A 12,349-nucleotide genomic window follows, 5' to 3' on the forward strand; every position below is an offset into this window, starting at 1 on the left:
TGCCCGCAGCGCTCCGGGGAGGGTGGTCGTCACAGGCGTCGGCGCTGTCACCGGACCCTCCCGGTCCGCGCCGTTCCCGGGTCCCTCGGGTCCCGGTGCGCTGGGTGCGCATGCCTCTTGCGGGCGCTGTGCCTGCGGTGGTGGTGATGGCTGGTGTGGTGGCCGCGTCTGCGCGCAGCTGTGCGCCAGGGTCGCCGCCGGCGGCTCCGCCGCGTCGGATCGTTCGTCCATAGGCCGTGCATCGCCCGTCGCCCCCCTCACAAATCTGAAATGTCCATCCCCGGCGCCGAACGGTGCACGGCGCAGCCCCTTCCGGGACGATACACCAGTCTCGTCACTCAGGGACATAGCTTCTCTACGCTCCGTGACGATCGGCGACTATGCGCGCACGCACCGCGCCCGGAAGGTTGCGGACCGTACCGGAAGCGGATTACACGCGTATTGCCGCGATGGTCAGTTGTCGGTGGATCCCGTCGTCAAAATCACGTTTCGCAACGGCTCCCGGTTCACGAAACGCTTCAGCTGCTGGGTGACGACGCGCTTGGCGCGCGGCAGGAAGGCCGAGGTGGGGCCGCCGACATGAGGGCTGATCAGCACTCCCGGCGCCTGCCACAAGGGGTGTCCGGCCGGCAGCGGCTCGGGGTCGGTGACGTCCAGGGCGGCGGTGAGGCGGCCGCTCTCCACCTCGGCGAGCAGGGCCTTGGTGTCCACGACGGCCCCGCGCGCGATGTTCACAAGGAGCGCGCCGTCCTTCATCCGCGCGAGGAACTCCGCGTTGACCAGGCCACGTGTGGTGTCCGTGAGGGGCGTGGAAAGGATGACGACATCGGCTTCCGGAAGCAGATGTGGCAGTTCGGTGAGCGGATGCACGGGACCGCGCGCCGAGGCGCGCCCGGAGCGCGCGACGCGCGCCACCCGCGCAACCTCGAACGGCACGAGCCGGTCCTCGATGGCCGCGCCGATGGCGCCGTAGCCGACGATGAGGACGGACTTGTCGGCGAGGGCGGGGTGGAAGCCGCTCTCCCAGTGCTCCCGCTGCTGGGCGCGCACGAACCCCGGGATGCCGCGCAGGGACGCCAGCGTGAGGGCGAGGGCGAGCTCGGCGGTGCTCGCCTCGTGCACTCCGCGCGCGTTGCACAACTGCACGCCGGGCGGGATGAGGTCGATGGCGGCGACCATGTCGTCGACCCCGGCGGTGAGGGTCTGGATGAGCCGGACGTTCCGCATCCCCGCCAGCGGCCGTACCTTGACCCGCTGCCGCTTCATGTAGGGGACGACGTACACCGCACAGTCGGCGGGGTCGCCGGGAAAGTCCTGGTCGCCGTCCCAGAAGAGGTAATTGAGGCCTTCCGGGAGCCCCTGGATCTCGGCCGGCGGGATGGGGAGCCACACGTCTTGGGTCATGCTCAGGAGGCTAGGGCCTGCCCGGCGGGTCCAGCCGGAGAAAATCGACAGCAAGTGACCAACGCAGGTGAGCGGGGTGTGGTGCGTTCAGCTGCAAGGCGGAGGAGGGCGGCGACGCGGTGGGGGCACCTCCCGGCCGAAGGCTGGGGGACGTCGACAACCGACGACAACGCCGCTGGGGGTCCCCCCACGCCCTTGAGGCAGTGGGGGAGAGCGTGCCACACCCCGCGTCTCCGGCAGGGCCCGGCGGGCAGGCCCTAGGTCAGGGGTGTGGGGACCCAGAGGTTAGGTTGGGGGCCGGAGAAGGAGGTTCACGGGCTGGTGGAGCGCAGGACGATCGGCGCGGGGGCGCTCGCGGTGGGGGCCGTCGGACTCGGGTGCATGCCGATGAGCTGGGCGTACAGCGGGTCGCGGCAGCGGGGCGACGAGTCCCTGAGAACGGTGCACCGGGCGCTGGACCTCGGCGTGACGCTGCTGGACACGGCCGACATGTACGGCCCGTTCACCAATGAGCTGCTGCTGGGACGGATACTCAAGGAGCGGCGCGCGGAGGCCTTCGTGTCGACGAAGGTGGGCCTGCTGGTGGGCGACCAGCACATCGTGGCGAACGGCCGGCCCGGCTATGTGAGGCGGGCGTGCGACGCGTCGCTGCGCCGGCTCCAGGCCGATGTCATAGACCTCTACCAGCTGCACCGGGCCGACCCCGAGGTTCCCGTGGAGGAGACCTGGGGCGCGATGGCGGAACTGGTGCAGGCGGGGAAGGTGCGGGCGCTGGGGTTGTGCGCCGTGGGGGCGCGCGGGGGGCGCAGGTCCGGCGCGCGACTGCATGACGCGACCCTGCGTCAGCTTCAGCGGGTGCAGCAGGTGTTTCCGGTGAGCGCGGTGCAGGCGGAGCTGTCGGTGTGGTCGCCGGAGGCGCTGGAGGCGCTGCTGCCGTGGTGCGCGGCGCGGGGCGTGGGGTTCCTCGCGGCGATGCCGCTCGGCAACGGCTTCCTGACCGGGACGCTCACCCCGGGTGAGGGCTTCGAGCCGGACGACCTGCGGGCGCGGCACCCTAGGTTCACCGCGGAGATGATGGCGGCGAACCAGCCGATCGTGGCGGGGCTGCGGCGGATAGCCGGCCGGCACGGGGAGGGGGTCACCGCCGCGCAGGTGGCGCTGGCGTGGGTGCTGGCGCAGGGGCGGCATGTGGTGCCGGTGCCGGGGACGAAGCAGGGGCGGTGGGTGGCCGAAAACGCGGGGGCGGTGGAGGTCCGGCTGACTGCGGAGGATCTGGAGGAGTTGGGCGGGCTGCCTGCTGCGCGGGGCTCGTGGGACTGAGCGGTTGTCGAGAGTGCCGCGATCTGCCGGTGGTTGGGTGCTGCGACGTTGTGGCTGGTCGCGCCCACGCGGCGGAGCCGCATATGGATACAGCCCCGCGCCCCTGACGGGGCGCTGTCGGCGGGCGTTCGCTTCATGAACCGTCGGGCAGTCCCACGACCCTGACGGGGCGCGTTGTACTACCGTCGGTCGCAGGAGCCGGGGCCGTTTCGAAGGGATCGTGAGCGTGCGACGTCGAGGTGGGGCCGCCGTGTTGGCCGTGGTCGGGGTCCTGGTGGTGGCCGGGTGTTCCTCCGGGGGCGGTGGTGTGGGCGCGCCCAAGGCACCCTGGGCCGAGGGGTCGTCGGCCAGTGCCTCCCGGGGTTCCGCGTCCGCCCCGGCGAGTGAGTCCGCCGCGCCTGCCACGGGGTCGGTCAAGGTGCTGCGTACGGTCACCGAGGGGCTCAAGTCGCCCTGGGGGCTGGCGCCGCTGCCGGACGGGGCCGGGCTGCTGGTGTCCGACCGGGACGACGGGACGATCAGCAAGGTCGACGAGAAGACCGGGAAGATCACGGAGCTGGGCATCGTCTCCGGGGTGTCCGCGGCCGGTGAGGGGGGTCTGCTGGGGATCGCCCTCTCCCCCGACTTCGCCTCGGACCACATGATCTACGCCTACTTCACGTCGGCCTCCGACAACCGCATCGTGCGCCTGCTCTGGGACGACAGCAAGCCGGCCAAGGAGCAGCTGGGCGCCCCCGACACGATCTTCAAGGGGATTCCGAAGGGGTTCATCCACAACGGCGGCCGGATCGCCTTCGGCCCGGACGGCATGCTCTACGCGGGCACCGGGGAGAGCGGACAGCGGGGCCTGGCGCAGGACAAGAGCTCACTCGGCGGGAAGATCCTGCGGCTGACACCGGAGGGCGACCCGGCCCCCGGAAACCCGTTCCCGGGCTCCCCCGTCTACACCTACGGCCACCGCAATGTGCAGGGCCTGGCCTGGGACGACCGGCAGCGGCTGTTCGCCTCGGAGTTCGGGCAGGACACCTGGGACGAGCTGAACGCCATCAAGCCCGGCGGCGACTACGGCTGGCCGAACGCGGAGGGCAAGTCGTCCGACCCGAAGTACGTGAACCCGATCGCCCAGTGGCACACCGCCGACGCCTCCCCCAGCGGCATCGCCTACGTCAACGGCGTGATCTGGATGGCCGGCCTGAAGGGCCAGCAGCTGTGGCGCATCCCGCTGGACGGCACGACCGCGGCCGCCGCACCGCAGGCCTTCCTCACCGGCGAGTACGGGCGCCTGCGCACGGTCGTGGCGGCGGTCGGCGACAAGGTGTGGCTGGTGACCAGCAACACCGACGGGCGGGGCAAGCCGAAGGCGGGCGACGACAGAATCCTGGAGCTGGAGGTGAAGTAGGCGGCGACCACGCCCCTCACGCCTCGTCGTCCCCGGAGTCCGCAGAGGGCCCCGCTTCGGAAGCCGCCTCGGAATCCCCCTCGGAATCCCCTTCGGACTCCGCTGCGGCCTCCTCCTGCGGGAGCCGTATGACGACCCTGCCGGACGCGAGGTCTATCGGGCCGCGTCCCGGATCCGTGTCCCCCACGTCCTCCCGGGTCAGCTCCAGCCGCTTCTGCTCCTCGTGGGTGTGTTTGCGACCGGGTGCGAAGAGCTCCTCGAACATGTTGAACACGGTGCCTCCTGTGCCGGTCCCCTTACCTGGTCGGGTCGAGTGCCTCGACGGGGAACAGTCCGAGTCTGTGTGCCACCGCCGCCGCCTCGCCCCTTCCTGCAACGCCCAGCTTGCCCAAAATGTTCGAGACGTGGACGCTCGCGGTCTTCGGGGAGATGAAGAGCTCCTCGGCGATCTGGCGGTTGGTGCGGCCGGCCGAGACCAGGCGGAGGACGTCACGCTCCCGGCTGGTGAGGCCGAGGCTCTCGGCGGGGTCGAGGGCCCGGGGGGAGGCGCGGGTGGTGAGGGTGAGGCGGGCGCGCTGGGCGAGAAGGGCGACGGCCTCGGCGAGCGGGCGGGCGCCCAGGTGGTCGGCGACGGCTCCGGCCAGCCGGAGGAGTTCCGTCGCGCGGTCGCGTTCGTCGTCGCCGGTGGCCTCTTCGAGCAGGGTCTGGGCGAGGCGGCGGCGGACCCGGGCGAGGTCGTAGGGGCGGTCCAGGCACTCGAAGTCGGTGACCACGTCCGACCAGACGGCGGCGGTGCCGGTGCCCCGGGCGCGGTGCAGCTCGGCGCGGGTCCAGCGCTCGTACGCCTGCCAGAGGGGCGTCCCGGTGGTGAGCTTGCGCGCGGTCTCGGCGATCCGGTCGAGAGCCTCGGCGCGACCGTCGGCCGCCGCGGGCAGGACGCGGGCGTCGGCCTCGGCGGTGGCGGCGGCCAGCAGCAGGGGCCAGGCGTAACGGTGCGTGCCGGGCGGGAAGCCGGCCGCCAGGGCGCGGTCCAGCTCGGCGCGCGCGTCGAGGAGCCTGCCCTCCTCGGCGGCGACGCCGATGGCGATCCGGGCGACCGGCAGCTGTGCTTGGGGCATCGGGTCGTGGGTGCCGTAGTGGGCTTGGGCGATGGCCAGTTGGCGGGCGGCCTCGGCCGTGTCGCCCCGGGCGAGGGAGATATGGGCGAGGTGCAGGGCGCCGGCGCCCCGAGGTTTGGCGCTGGCCGCGGAGCCGAGGACGCCCGCGGCGGCTTCGACAGCCTCGTCCCACTGACCGAGCGAGTACAGCGACTCGGAGAGGTTGCCCCAGATCCATGCCTCGGAGTCCAGCAGGCCGTATCTGCGGGTGAAGTCGACGCCCTCGCGCAGGATCGGCACGGCCTCCCGGGAGCGGCCGACCGACTCCAGCTCGGACGGCAGGTTCACGAAGGCCCGGCCGACGACATGGGCCACACCGTCCTGGAGCACGGCCTCCTTGACCCGGTACAGCTCCGCCAGTCCGTTGTCGACGTCACCCGAGTCGACCATGAGGCAGCCGAGGGTGACGCGCGCGTTGAGCTCGATCTCCCTGGCGCCCACCATCCGCGCGTACTCCACGGCCCGTTCGGCGGCGGCGAAGGCCTCGGGGCCCGGTCGGTGCAGCATGGACCAGGACGCGACGTTGGCCAGTACGTCCGCGTGCACCTCGGACGGCGGCAGGCCGCGCACCAGGTCCTGGGCGTTGGCGAGCTCCTGCCGGCCGTCGCCGCGGGCCAGGCCCTGGACCAGCCGGGAGCGCTGCACCCAGAACCAGGCGGCGCGCTGCGGGTCGTGCTCGTCCTGGAGGATCCGCAGCGCCTTCTTGGTGATCTTCAGGGCGCGTTCGCGCTCCCCGCAGAACCGGCCGGCGACCGCCGCCTCCGCCATCAGGTCGAGATAGCTCAGCGGAGCGGCTGCCGGATCGCAGCCACAGGGAGGGTAGACGTCGGTGTAGTCGACGGGGCGCAGGGCCGCGCGGATCTCCCCGGGGGCGATGTCCCACAGCTCCATCGCCCGCTCCAGGAGCCGCAGTTGCTCGCTGTAGGCGTGCCGGCGGCGGGCCACGACGGAGGCGTCGAGGACGGCGGGCAGGGCCTTGGCCGGGTCGTGGGCCTGGTACCAGTAGCTGGCCAGGCGGGTCACGCGCGCCTCGGCCGGCACCAGTCCCGGGTCGGCCTCCAGGGCCTCGGCGTAGTGGCGGTTGAGCCGGGAGCGTTCGCCGGGCAGCAGGTCGTCGGCGACGGCCTCGCGAACCAGGGAGTGCCGGAAGCGGTAGCCGTCGCCGGCGGGGGTGGCGGTGAGGAGGTTGGCGCCGACGGCGGCCCGCAGCGCCTCGATGAGGTCGTCCTCGGCGAGCCGGGCGACGGCGGCGAGCAGCCGGTACTCGACGGTGGAGCCGCCCTCGGCGACGATCCGGGCCACCCGCTGGGCGCTCTCGGGCAGTGCCTCGACCCGGACCAGGAGCAGGTCGCGCAGGGAGTCGGTGAGCCCGGTGCAGCAGCCCTCGACGGCGGCCACGGCGAGTTCCTCGACGAAGAAGGCGTTGCCGTCGGAGCGTTCGAAGATCTCGTCGACCTGGGCGGGGTCGGGTTCGGTGGCGAGGATGCCGGCGATCTGGCGGCCGACCTCCTCGCGGGTGAAACGGGCGAGTTCGAGGCGGCGGACGGTGCGCAGCCGGTCGAGTTCGGCGAGCAGGGGGCGCAGCGGGTGGCGGCGGTGGATGTCGTCGGAGCGGTAGGTGGCGAGGACGACGAGCCGGCCGGTGCGCAGGGTGCGCAGCAGGTAGGCGAGGAGGTGGCGGGTGGAGGCGTCGGCCCAGTGCAGGTCCTCCAGGGCGACGACCACCGTGCGCTCGGCGGCGACCCGCTCCAGCAGGCGCGCGGTGAGCTCGAAGAGGCGGGCCATGCCCTGTTCGTCGTGGCGGCCGGAGGTGGCCTCGCCCAGCTCGGGCAGCAGCCGGGCCAGCTCGTCCTCCTGGCCGGCGGCGGCCGCGGCCAGTTCGTCGGGCAGGGCGGCCCGCAGCGCGCGCAGGGCGGTGGAGAAGGGGGCGAACGGCAGCCCGTCGGCGCCGATCTCCACGCAGCCGCCCAGAGCGACGACCGCGCCTTGGCGGCAGGCGGCCGTGGCGAACTCCTCGACCAGCCGGGTCTTGCCGACGCCGGCCTCGCCGCCGAGCAGCAGCGCCTGCGGCTCGGCGGCCCCGGCACGCGCGAGCGCGTCGTTCAGCGTGTCCAACTCGTCGCTGCGGCCTACGAACACGGGACTCACGGACCTGGTTTCCACAGGCCAGAGCATCGCATGGGCCTCGGAGCCCACGGCAGCGGTTTTCCACAGCGCCAGTGCGCTTGTCGTACCGGTGGACGGCGGCGAGGGAAGCAACGGGGAAAGCCGGTGGCCGACCCCCGTACGGCCACCGGCTTCCCCGTTCCGGGCTTCCCCGTTCCGGGCTTCCCCGTTCCCGGCCTCCGGGCGGTCGGCGCCGCCCGGCCGCCCCGTGTTCACGCGGCGCGCGGGAGCCGGCGCCGGCCACGGCGGTCGGTATGGGCCTCCTGCACCGCCGCGGCGTCCCGGGCCTCCTGGCGAGCGGCGCGGCGGGAGCGGACGGCCTCACGGGCGAGGCGGGCGTCCGCGGCCTGCCGGCGCAGTTCGGCGGAGCGGATCCGGTGGAGTTCGAACTCGAACATGGTGTGTCCTTTGTGAGAGCGGGTGGTCGGGCTTCGCTTTCCGCGATGACTCCACCTTCGTCTCCCAGGGGGGTGCGCCACATCGGGAGAGTTCCGCATCTTCGCGGGGCCGCCGGCCCCCGGACACGCGTAAGGGGCCTTAGTACGTCCGTAAGGTGCTTACGGACGCCCTAAGGCCCCTTCTGACCTGGGCTGTCGCGGCTGTGTCAGCTGGTCGACGGCAGGCCGAGGAGTGCATCGGAGTACTTGAGGACGGCCAGCAGCAGGCCGATGACGCCGAGCGCCACACCCGCCCAGGCGACCGACTTGATCCACGGCGCCTGCGGCTTGCCGGGGGCGCCGAAGGCGGGCCGGGCCAGCACCACGACGGCGGTGAGCAGGCCGGCCAGCGCGAACAGGCCGGCCCACAGCGCGGTGGTCTGCCACGCGTCGCCGTACACCTCCTTGACCTGCGTGGCGACGCTCGCGGTCGACGAGGTCTGGAGCTGGCCGACGAGGGTCTCGCGGGCCGCGGCCACCGTACCGATCCAGCCACCCGTGAGGGAGACCAGGCCGAGCGCGACGGAGACGACGGCACCGGCGCCCTGGCCGACGCCGGACGGACCCTCGGCCTCGGCCAGGTCCCCGGCAAGGTCGGCGTCGTCCGCCAAGTCCTCGGCGTCCTCCGCGTCCTCAGCGTCCTCGGCGTGCTCCGCGTCGAGGTCGGCGTCCGTGCCGTCGGCGGCCTCGGTGACGGCGGCCGCCGCCTCCGGCTCGGCCCCGGCCTCGGAACCGGACTCCGACACGTCGTCGGCGCTCTTGGTGACGCTCACCTTCTCCTCGTCGGTCGTGGCCTCGGCGCCCGTCTCGGCACCGGTCTCGTCAGCTGTCTTGGTTCCCATGTCCGGCACCGTACGGATCCTGTCTGAGAGGCTTCTTAATGACCGTTCTCTACGGCACGCGCGCGTGCTTCGCGCCATTCCGGGGCGAGGATCGACCACACTTCCAGGTCGTGCCGTAGGCCACCATAGGGGTGCGCCTGCCGCCGTACGCCATCGCGGGTCATCCCCAGCCGCCGGGCCACGTTCAGGCTGGGCTCGTTGCCCGAGGCGGCGACCCACTCGATCCGGTGGATGCCGCGCTGCTCGACCGCGAAGTCGAGCAGTACCCGCATCGCGCGCGTGACGAGTCCGCGCCCGGTTCCGGCCGGCTCCAGCCAGCAGCCGACCTCGGTGTTCCCGTGTTCGGCGTCGAAGTTCAGGAAGAGCACCCCGCCGACGAGCGTGCCCCCCAGCCACAGGCCGTGCAGGGAGCCGGTGTCGGCGGCGCGCATGTCGGCGTAGCGCTGGAGCATGGCCCGTGCGGCGGGCACGTCCGTCGCCTTGGAGCCGAAGGGGATGAACTGTCCGATGAACTCCCGCCCGCGGTCCAGGTGGGCCAGGAACTCCTCGGCGTGCCAGGGCTCCAGTGGGCGCAGTTCGGCGCCGTCGTCACCCAGGGATATCGCGTACATCGTGCTTCTCCAGTTCCACCGTGCCCTCGACCAGCACGTCGAGCCTGTCATGCGCGGCGCGGCACTCGGGCGGCCCGACGCCGGTCCGGGGCGGGTGCGTCAGTCGAACTGGTCTCCGAGTGCCATCACCATGGTGCCCAGGATCATCAGCCAGAGGGCCCAGCGGGTACGGCCGCGGGATCCGAGCGCCCCCGCGAACACGCACACGGCGGCTCCGGAGCCGTAGGCGGCCGGCACCAGGGCGCGCACGCCCCCGCCCACTCTCATCGACGCGGCGGTGAGCCCCATGAGTGCCAGCAGCACCCCGGTCACGGTGGCGGTCCAGCGGGCCCGACGGGCGTCCTCGAAGAGGTCTTCGCCCTCGTCGTCCGCGGCCTCCACCTCGGTTATCTCGGGTTCGTCGTCGGATTCGGCGTCTGCGGTCATGGCGGGCGAGCGTAGTACCCGCAGCTGAGGAAATCGGGTGCGGACCATGTCGACAACTGCTAGCTTCCGCTGGTCAGCCCTGATCGGCCCCTCGCCGACGACCGAAGCGGGTGCATTGTTTGACGGTCCGAATGAGCTCCTATGCATCGCCCTTCACTACGAAGATCACAAGGAGCCCGTTCAGCGATGTCCGACGCCGTCTCTCCCGCACCGTCGAAGGACGCCACTCTCACTGACCGTCTGACCCTGCCCAGATACCCGCTCAGCAGTACCTACGACGCCCGCTGGGCCGTCGAGAACCAGATGGGCCCGCACGCCCTGTGGCTGCTGGAATGGCTGGCCCCCGCCCTCGGCCTGGACGCCCTTCACCCCTGTGCGCGCGTGCTCGACCTGGGCTGCGGCCGGGCGATGACCTCGATCTTCCTGGCCAGGGAGTTCCACGCGCAGGTCACCGCCGCGGACCTGTGGATCAGGCCCGACGACAACGCCGGGCGCATCGCCGAGGCGGGGTTCGCCGACCGTGTGCAGCCGGTGCACGCCGAAGCGCACGACCTGCCCTTCGCCGAGGGCAGCTTCGACGCGATCGTCTCGGTCGACGCGTACCAGTACTTCGGCACCGCCGACCTCTATCTGCCCACGCTCACCCGGCTGCTGAAGCCCGGCGGCCGGATCGGGATCGTCGTTCCCGCGGTCCGCGAGGAACTGGACGGCGCCGAGCCTCCGGAGCACCTCAAGGCACACTGGGACCCCGGTTTCTGGGCGTTCCACTCCGCCGGCTGGTGGCACCGGCACTGGACCCGCAGCGGGGCCGTGCAGGTCGAGGCCGCCGACTGGCTGGAGGACGGCTGGCGCGACTGGCTGCTGTGGAGCGAGGTGTGCGCCGCGGAGAGCCCGTACCCGGAGATGGCCCGGATGGCCCGGGAGTCGGTCGAGCTGCTGAGGGCGGACCGGGGGCAACTGCTCGGCTTCGCCCGGATCGTGGGCCGCCGCCGCTGACGCGGTACGGCCCCGGAAGCGCTGCCTCCGGGGCCGTATGCCGTATCACCTGCGTGCCGCTGCTCAGCCCTCGCTGACGCCCAGCTTCTCCAGGATCAGTTCCTTGACGCGGGCCGCGTCGGCCTGGCCGCGGGTCGCCTTCATGACCGCACCGACCAGGGCACCGGCCGCGGCCACCTTGCCGCCGCGGATCTTGTCGGCGACGCCCGGGTTGCCGGCGATGGCCTCCTCGACGGCGGCGGTCAGCGCGCCCTCGTCGGAGACGACCTTCAGACCGCGCTTCTCGACGACCTCGTCCGGGGTGCCCTCGCCCGCGAGGACGCCCTCGATGACCTGGCGGGCCAGCTTGTCGTTCAGGTCACCCTTCGAGACCAGCTCGGTGACCCGGGCGACCTGCGCCGGGGTGATCGCCAGCTCGTCGAGCGAGGTGCCCGACTCGTTGGCGCTGCGCGCCAGTTCGCCCATCCACCACTTGCGGGCGGAGGCCGCGTCGGCCCCGGCGTCGATGGTGGCGACGATCGGGTCCAGCGCGGCGGCGTTGATGATCGCCTGCATCTCCACCGCGGAGATGCCCCACTCGGCGAGCAGCCGGTTGCGGCGGGCCAGCGGCAGCTCCGGCAGCGCGGCGCGGATCTCCTCGACCCACTCACGGGACGGGGCGACCGGGACCAGGTCGGGCTCCGGGAAGTACCGGTAGTCCTCGGCCTCCTCCTTCACGCGGCCCGAGGTCGTCGACCCGGTGTCCTCGTGGAAGTGCCGGGTCTCCTGGATGATCGTCCCGCCGCCGTTGAGCACGGCCGCGTGCCGCATGATCTCGAAGCGGGCCGCGCGCTCGACGGACCGCAGCGAGTTCACGTTCTTCGTCTCGGAACGCGTGCCGAACTTCTCGGTGCCGTTGGGACGCAGCGACAGGTTCACGTCGCAGCGCATCTGGCCCATCTCCATGCGGGCCTCGGAGACGCCGAGCGCCCGGATGACCTCGCGCAGCTCACGGACGTACGCCCGCGCGACCTCGGGAGCACGCTCGCCCGCGCCCTCGATCGGCTTGGTGACGATCTCGATGAGCGGGATGCCCGCGCGGTTGTAGTCGAGCAGGGAGTGGGACGCGCCGTGGATACGGCCCGTGGCGCCGCCGACGTGCGTCGACTTGCCGGTGTCCTCCTCCATGTGGGCGCGCTCGATCTCCACACGGAAGGACGTGCCGTCCTCCAGCTGCACGTCGAGGTAGCCGTTGAAGGCGATCGGCTCGTCGTACTGGGAGGTCTGGAAGTTCTTCGGCATGTCCGGATAGAAGTAGTTCTTCCGGGCGAAGCGGCACCACTCGGCGATCTCGCAGTTCAGCGCGAGGCCGATCTTGATCGCGGACTCGACTCCGGTCGCGTTGACGACCGGGAGCGCGCCGGGCAGGCCGAGGCAGGTCGGGCAGGTCTGCGAGTTGGGCTCGGCGCCCAGCTCGGTCGAACAGCCGCAGAACATCTTGGTCCTGGTGCCGAGTTCGACATGGACCTCAAGGCCCATCACGGGGTCGTAGGACGCCAGCGCGTCCTCGTACGACACCAGGTCGATCGTGGTGGTCACGGTGAAACTTCCC

The 12,349-nt window shown here is 72.2% G+C and carries 11 protein-coding genes; 3 read left to right on the forward strand and 8 right to left on the reverse strand.

Translation table 11 applies throughout. The features are described 5' to 3' along the window. Window positions 1–453: 453 nt before the first annotated feature. Window positions 454–1,404, reverse strand: coding sequence for a 2-hydroxyacid dehydrogenase (locus SSP29_RS01355; protein WP_150133358.1), 951 nt, complete (start codon window positions 1,402–1,404; stop codon window positions 454–456). Between the two features lie 321 nt (window positions 1,405–1,725). Between SSP29_RS01355 and SSP29_RS01360 the strand changes: the two genes are divergently transcribed. Both SSP29_RS01360 and SSP29_RS01365 read left to right on the forward strand, forming a co-directional pair. Next, the gene (locus SSP29_RS01360) at window positions 1,726–2,724 is read left to right on the forward strand and encodes an aldo/keto reductase (protein WP_089098587.1); all 999 of its coding nucleotides are present in this window, start codon (window positions 1,726–1,728) and stop codon (window positions 2,722–2,724) included. A 220-nt stretch (window positions 2,725–2,944) separates the two neighbouring features. Then, window positions 2,945–4,123 (forward strand): PQQ-dependent sugar dehydrogenase, encoded by a 1,179-nt coding sequence (locus SSP29_RS01365; RefSeq protein WP_089098588.1) that lies wholly within the window; start codon window positions 2,945–2,947, stop codon window positions 4,121–4,123. Between the two features lie 16 nt (window positions 4,124–4,139). Here the strand turns inward: SSP29_RS01365 and SSP29_RS51305 are convergent, their stop codons facing one another. The 6 genes from SSP29_RS51305 to SSP29_RS01395 all read right to left on the reverse strand — a co-directional run bounded on the left by SSP29_RS51305 (window position 4,140) and on the right by SSP29_RS01395 (window position 9,762). Then, window positions 4,140–4,397: a DUF6191 domain-containing protein gene (locus SSP29_RS51305; RefSeq protein ID WP_107436129.1), complete on the reverse strand. Its 258-nt coding sequence runs from the start codon at window positions 4,395–4,397 to the stop codon at window positions 4,140–4,142. 22 nt (window positions 4,398–4,419) lie between these two features. Further along, complete coding sequence (locus tag SSP29_RS01375) at window positions 4,420–7,455, reverse strand: helix-turn-helix transcriptional regulator (protein WP_089099749.1); 3,036 nt, start codon at window positions 7,453–7,455, stop codon at window positions 4,420–4,422. A gap of 203 nt (window positions 7,456–7,658) precedes the next feature. After that, window positions 7,659–7,844 (reverse strand): hypothetical protein, encoded by a 186-nt coding sequence (locus tag SSP29_RS01380; RefSeq protein ID WP_089098589.1) that lies wholly within the window; start codon window positions 7,842–7,844, stop codon window positions 7,659–7,661. Between the two features lie 206 nt (window positions 7,845–8,050). Beyond that, a complete protein-coding gene (locus SSP29_RS01385; RefSeq protein ID WP_089099750.1) occupies window positions 8,051–8,725 on the reverse strand; it encodes a hypothetical protein in 675 nt (224 codons plus the stop codon). Window positions 8,726–8,760: 35 nt separating this feature from the next. After that, entirely contained in the window at window positions 8,761–9,336 is a 576-nt protein-coding gene (locus SSP29_RS01390; RefSeq protein ID WP_089098590.1) for a GNAT family N-acetyltransferase, read from the reverse strand. 99 nt (window positions 9,337–9,435) lie between these two features. After that, window positions 9,436–9,762, reverse strand: coding sequence for a hypothetical protein (locus tag SSP29_RS01395; RefSeq protein WP_089098591.1), 327 nt, complete (start codon window positions 9,760–9,762; stop codon window positions 9,436–9,438). A gap of 186 nt (window positions 9,763–9,948) precedes the next feature. Between SSP29_RS01395 and SSP29_RS01400 the strand changes: the two genes are divergently transcribed. Next, on the forward strand, window positions 9,949–10,758 hold the full coding sequence (locus SSP29_RS01400; RefSeq protein ID WP_089098592.1) for an SAM-dependent methyltransferase: 810 nt from the start codon (window positions 9,949–9,951) through the stop codon (window positions 10,756–10,758). A gap of 63 nt (window positions 10,759–10,821) precedes the next feature. Here SSP29_RS01400 and gatB read toward each other — a convergent pair whose 3' ends face one another. Further along, entirely contained in the window at window positions 10,822–12,336 is a 1,515-nt protein-coding gene (gene gatB / locus SSP29_RS01405) for an Asp-tRNA(Asn)/Glu-tRNA(Gln) amidotransferase subunit GatB (protein WP_089098593.1), read from the reverse strand. Window positions 12,337–12,349: the final 13 nt, after the last annotated feature.

Source organism: Streptomyces hyaluromycini (assembly GCF_002217755.1).
GTDB classification, from domain to species: domain Bacteria; phylum Actinomycetota; class Actinomycetes; order Streptomycetales; family Streptomycetaceae; genus Streptomyces; species Streptomyces hyaluromycini.

What these genes read in the sequence shown, in the direction of transcription:
- SSP29_RS01355 (WP_150133358.1), bottom strand. Translation starts at nt 1,404, where the DNA reads ATGACCCAAGACGTGTGGCTCCCCATCCCGCCGGCCGAGATCCAGGGG.
- SSP29_RS01375 (WP_089099749.1), bottom strand. Translation starts at nt 7,455, where the DNA reads ATGCTCTGGCCTGTGGAAACCAGGTCCGTGAGTCCCGTGTTCGTAGGC.
- SSP29_RS01380 (WP_089098589.1), bottom strand. Translation starts at nt 7,844, where the DNA reads ATGTTCGAGTTCGAACTCCACCGGATCCGCTCCGCCGAACTGCGCCGG.
- SSP29_RS01385 (WP_089099750.1), bottom strand. Translation starts at nt 8,725, where the DNA reads ATGGGAACCAAGACAGCTGACGAGACCGGTGCCGAGACGGGCGCCGAG.
- SSP29_RS01390 (WP_089098590.1), bottom strand. Translation starts at nt 9,336, where the DNA reads ATGTACGCGATATCCCTGGGTGACGACGGCGCCGAACTGCGCCCACTG.
- SSP29_RS01395 (WP_089098591.1), bottom strand. Translation starts at nt 9,762, where the DNA reads ATGACCGCAGACGCCGAATCCGACGACGAACCCGAGATAACCGAGGTG.
- SSP29_RS01400 (WP_089098592.1), top strand. Translation starts at nt 9,949, where the DNA reads ATGTCCGACGCCGTCTCTCCCGCACCGTCGAAGGACGCCACTCTCACT.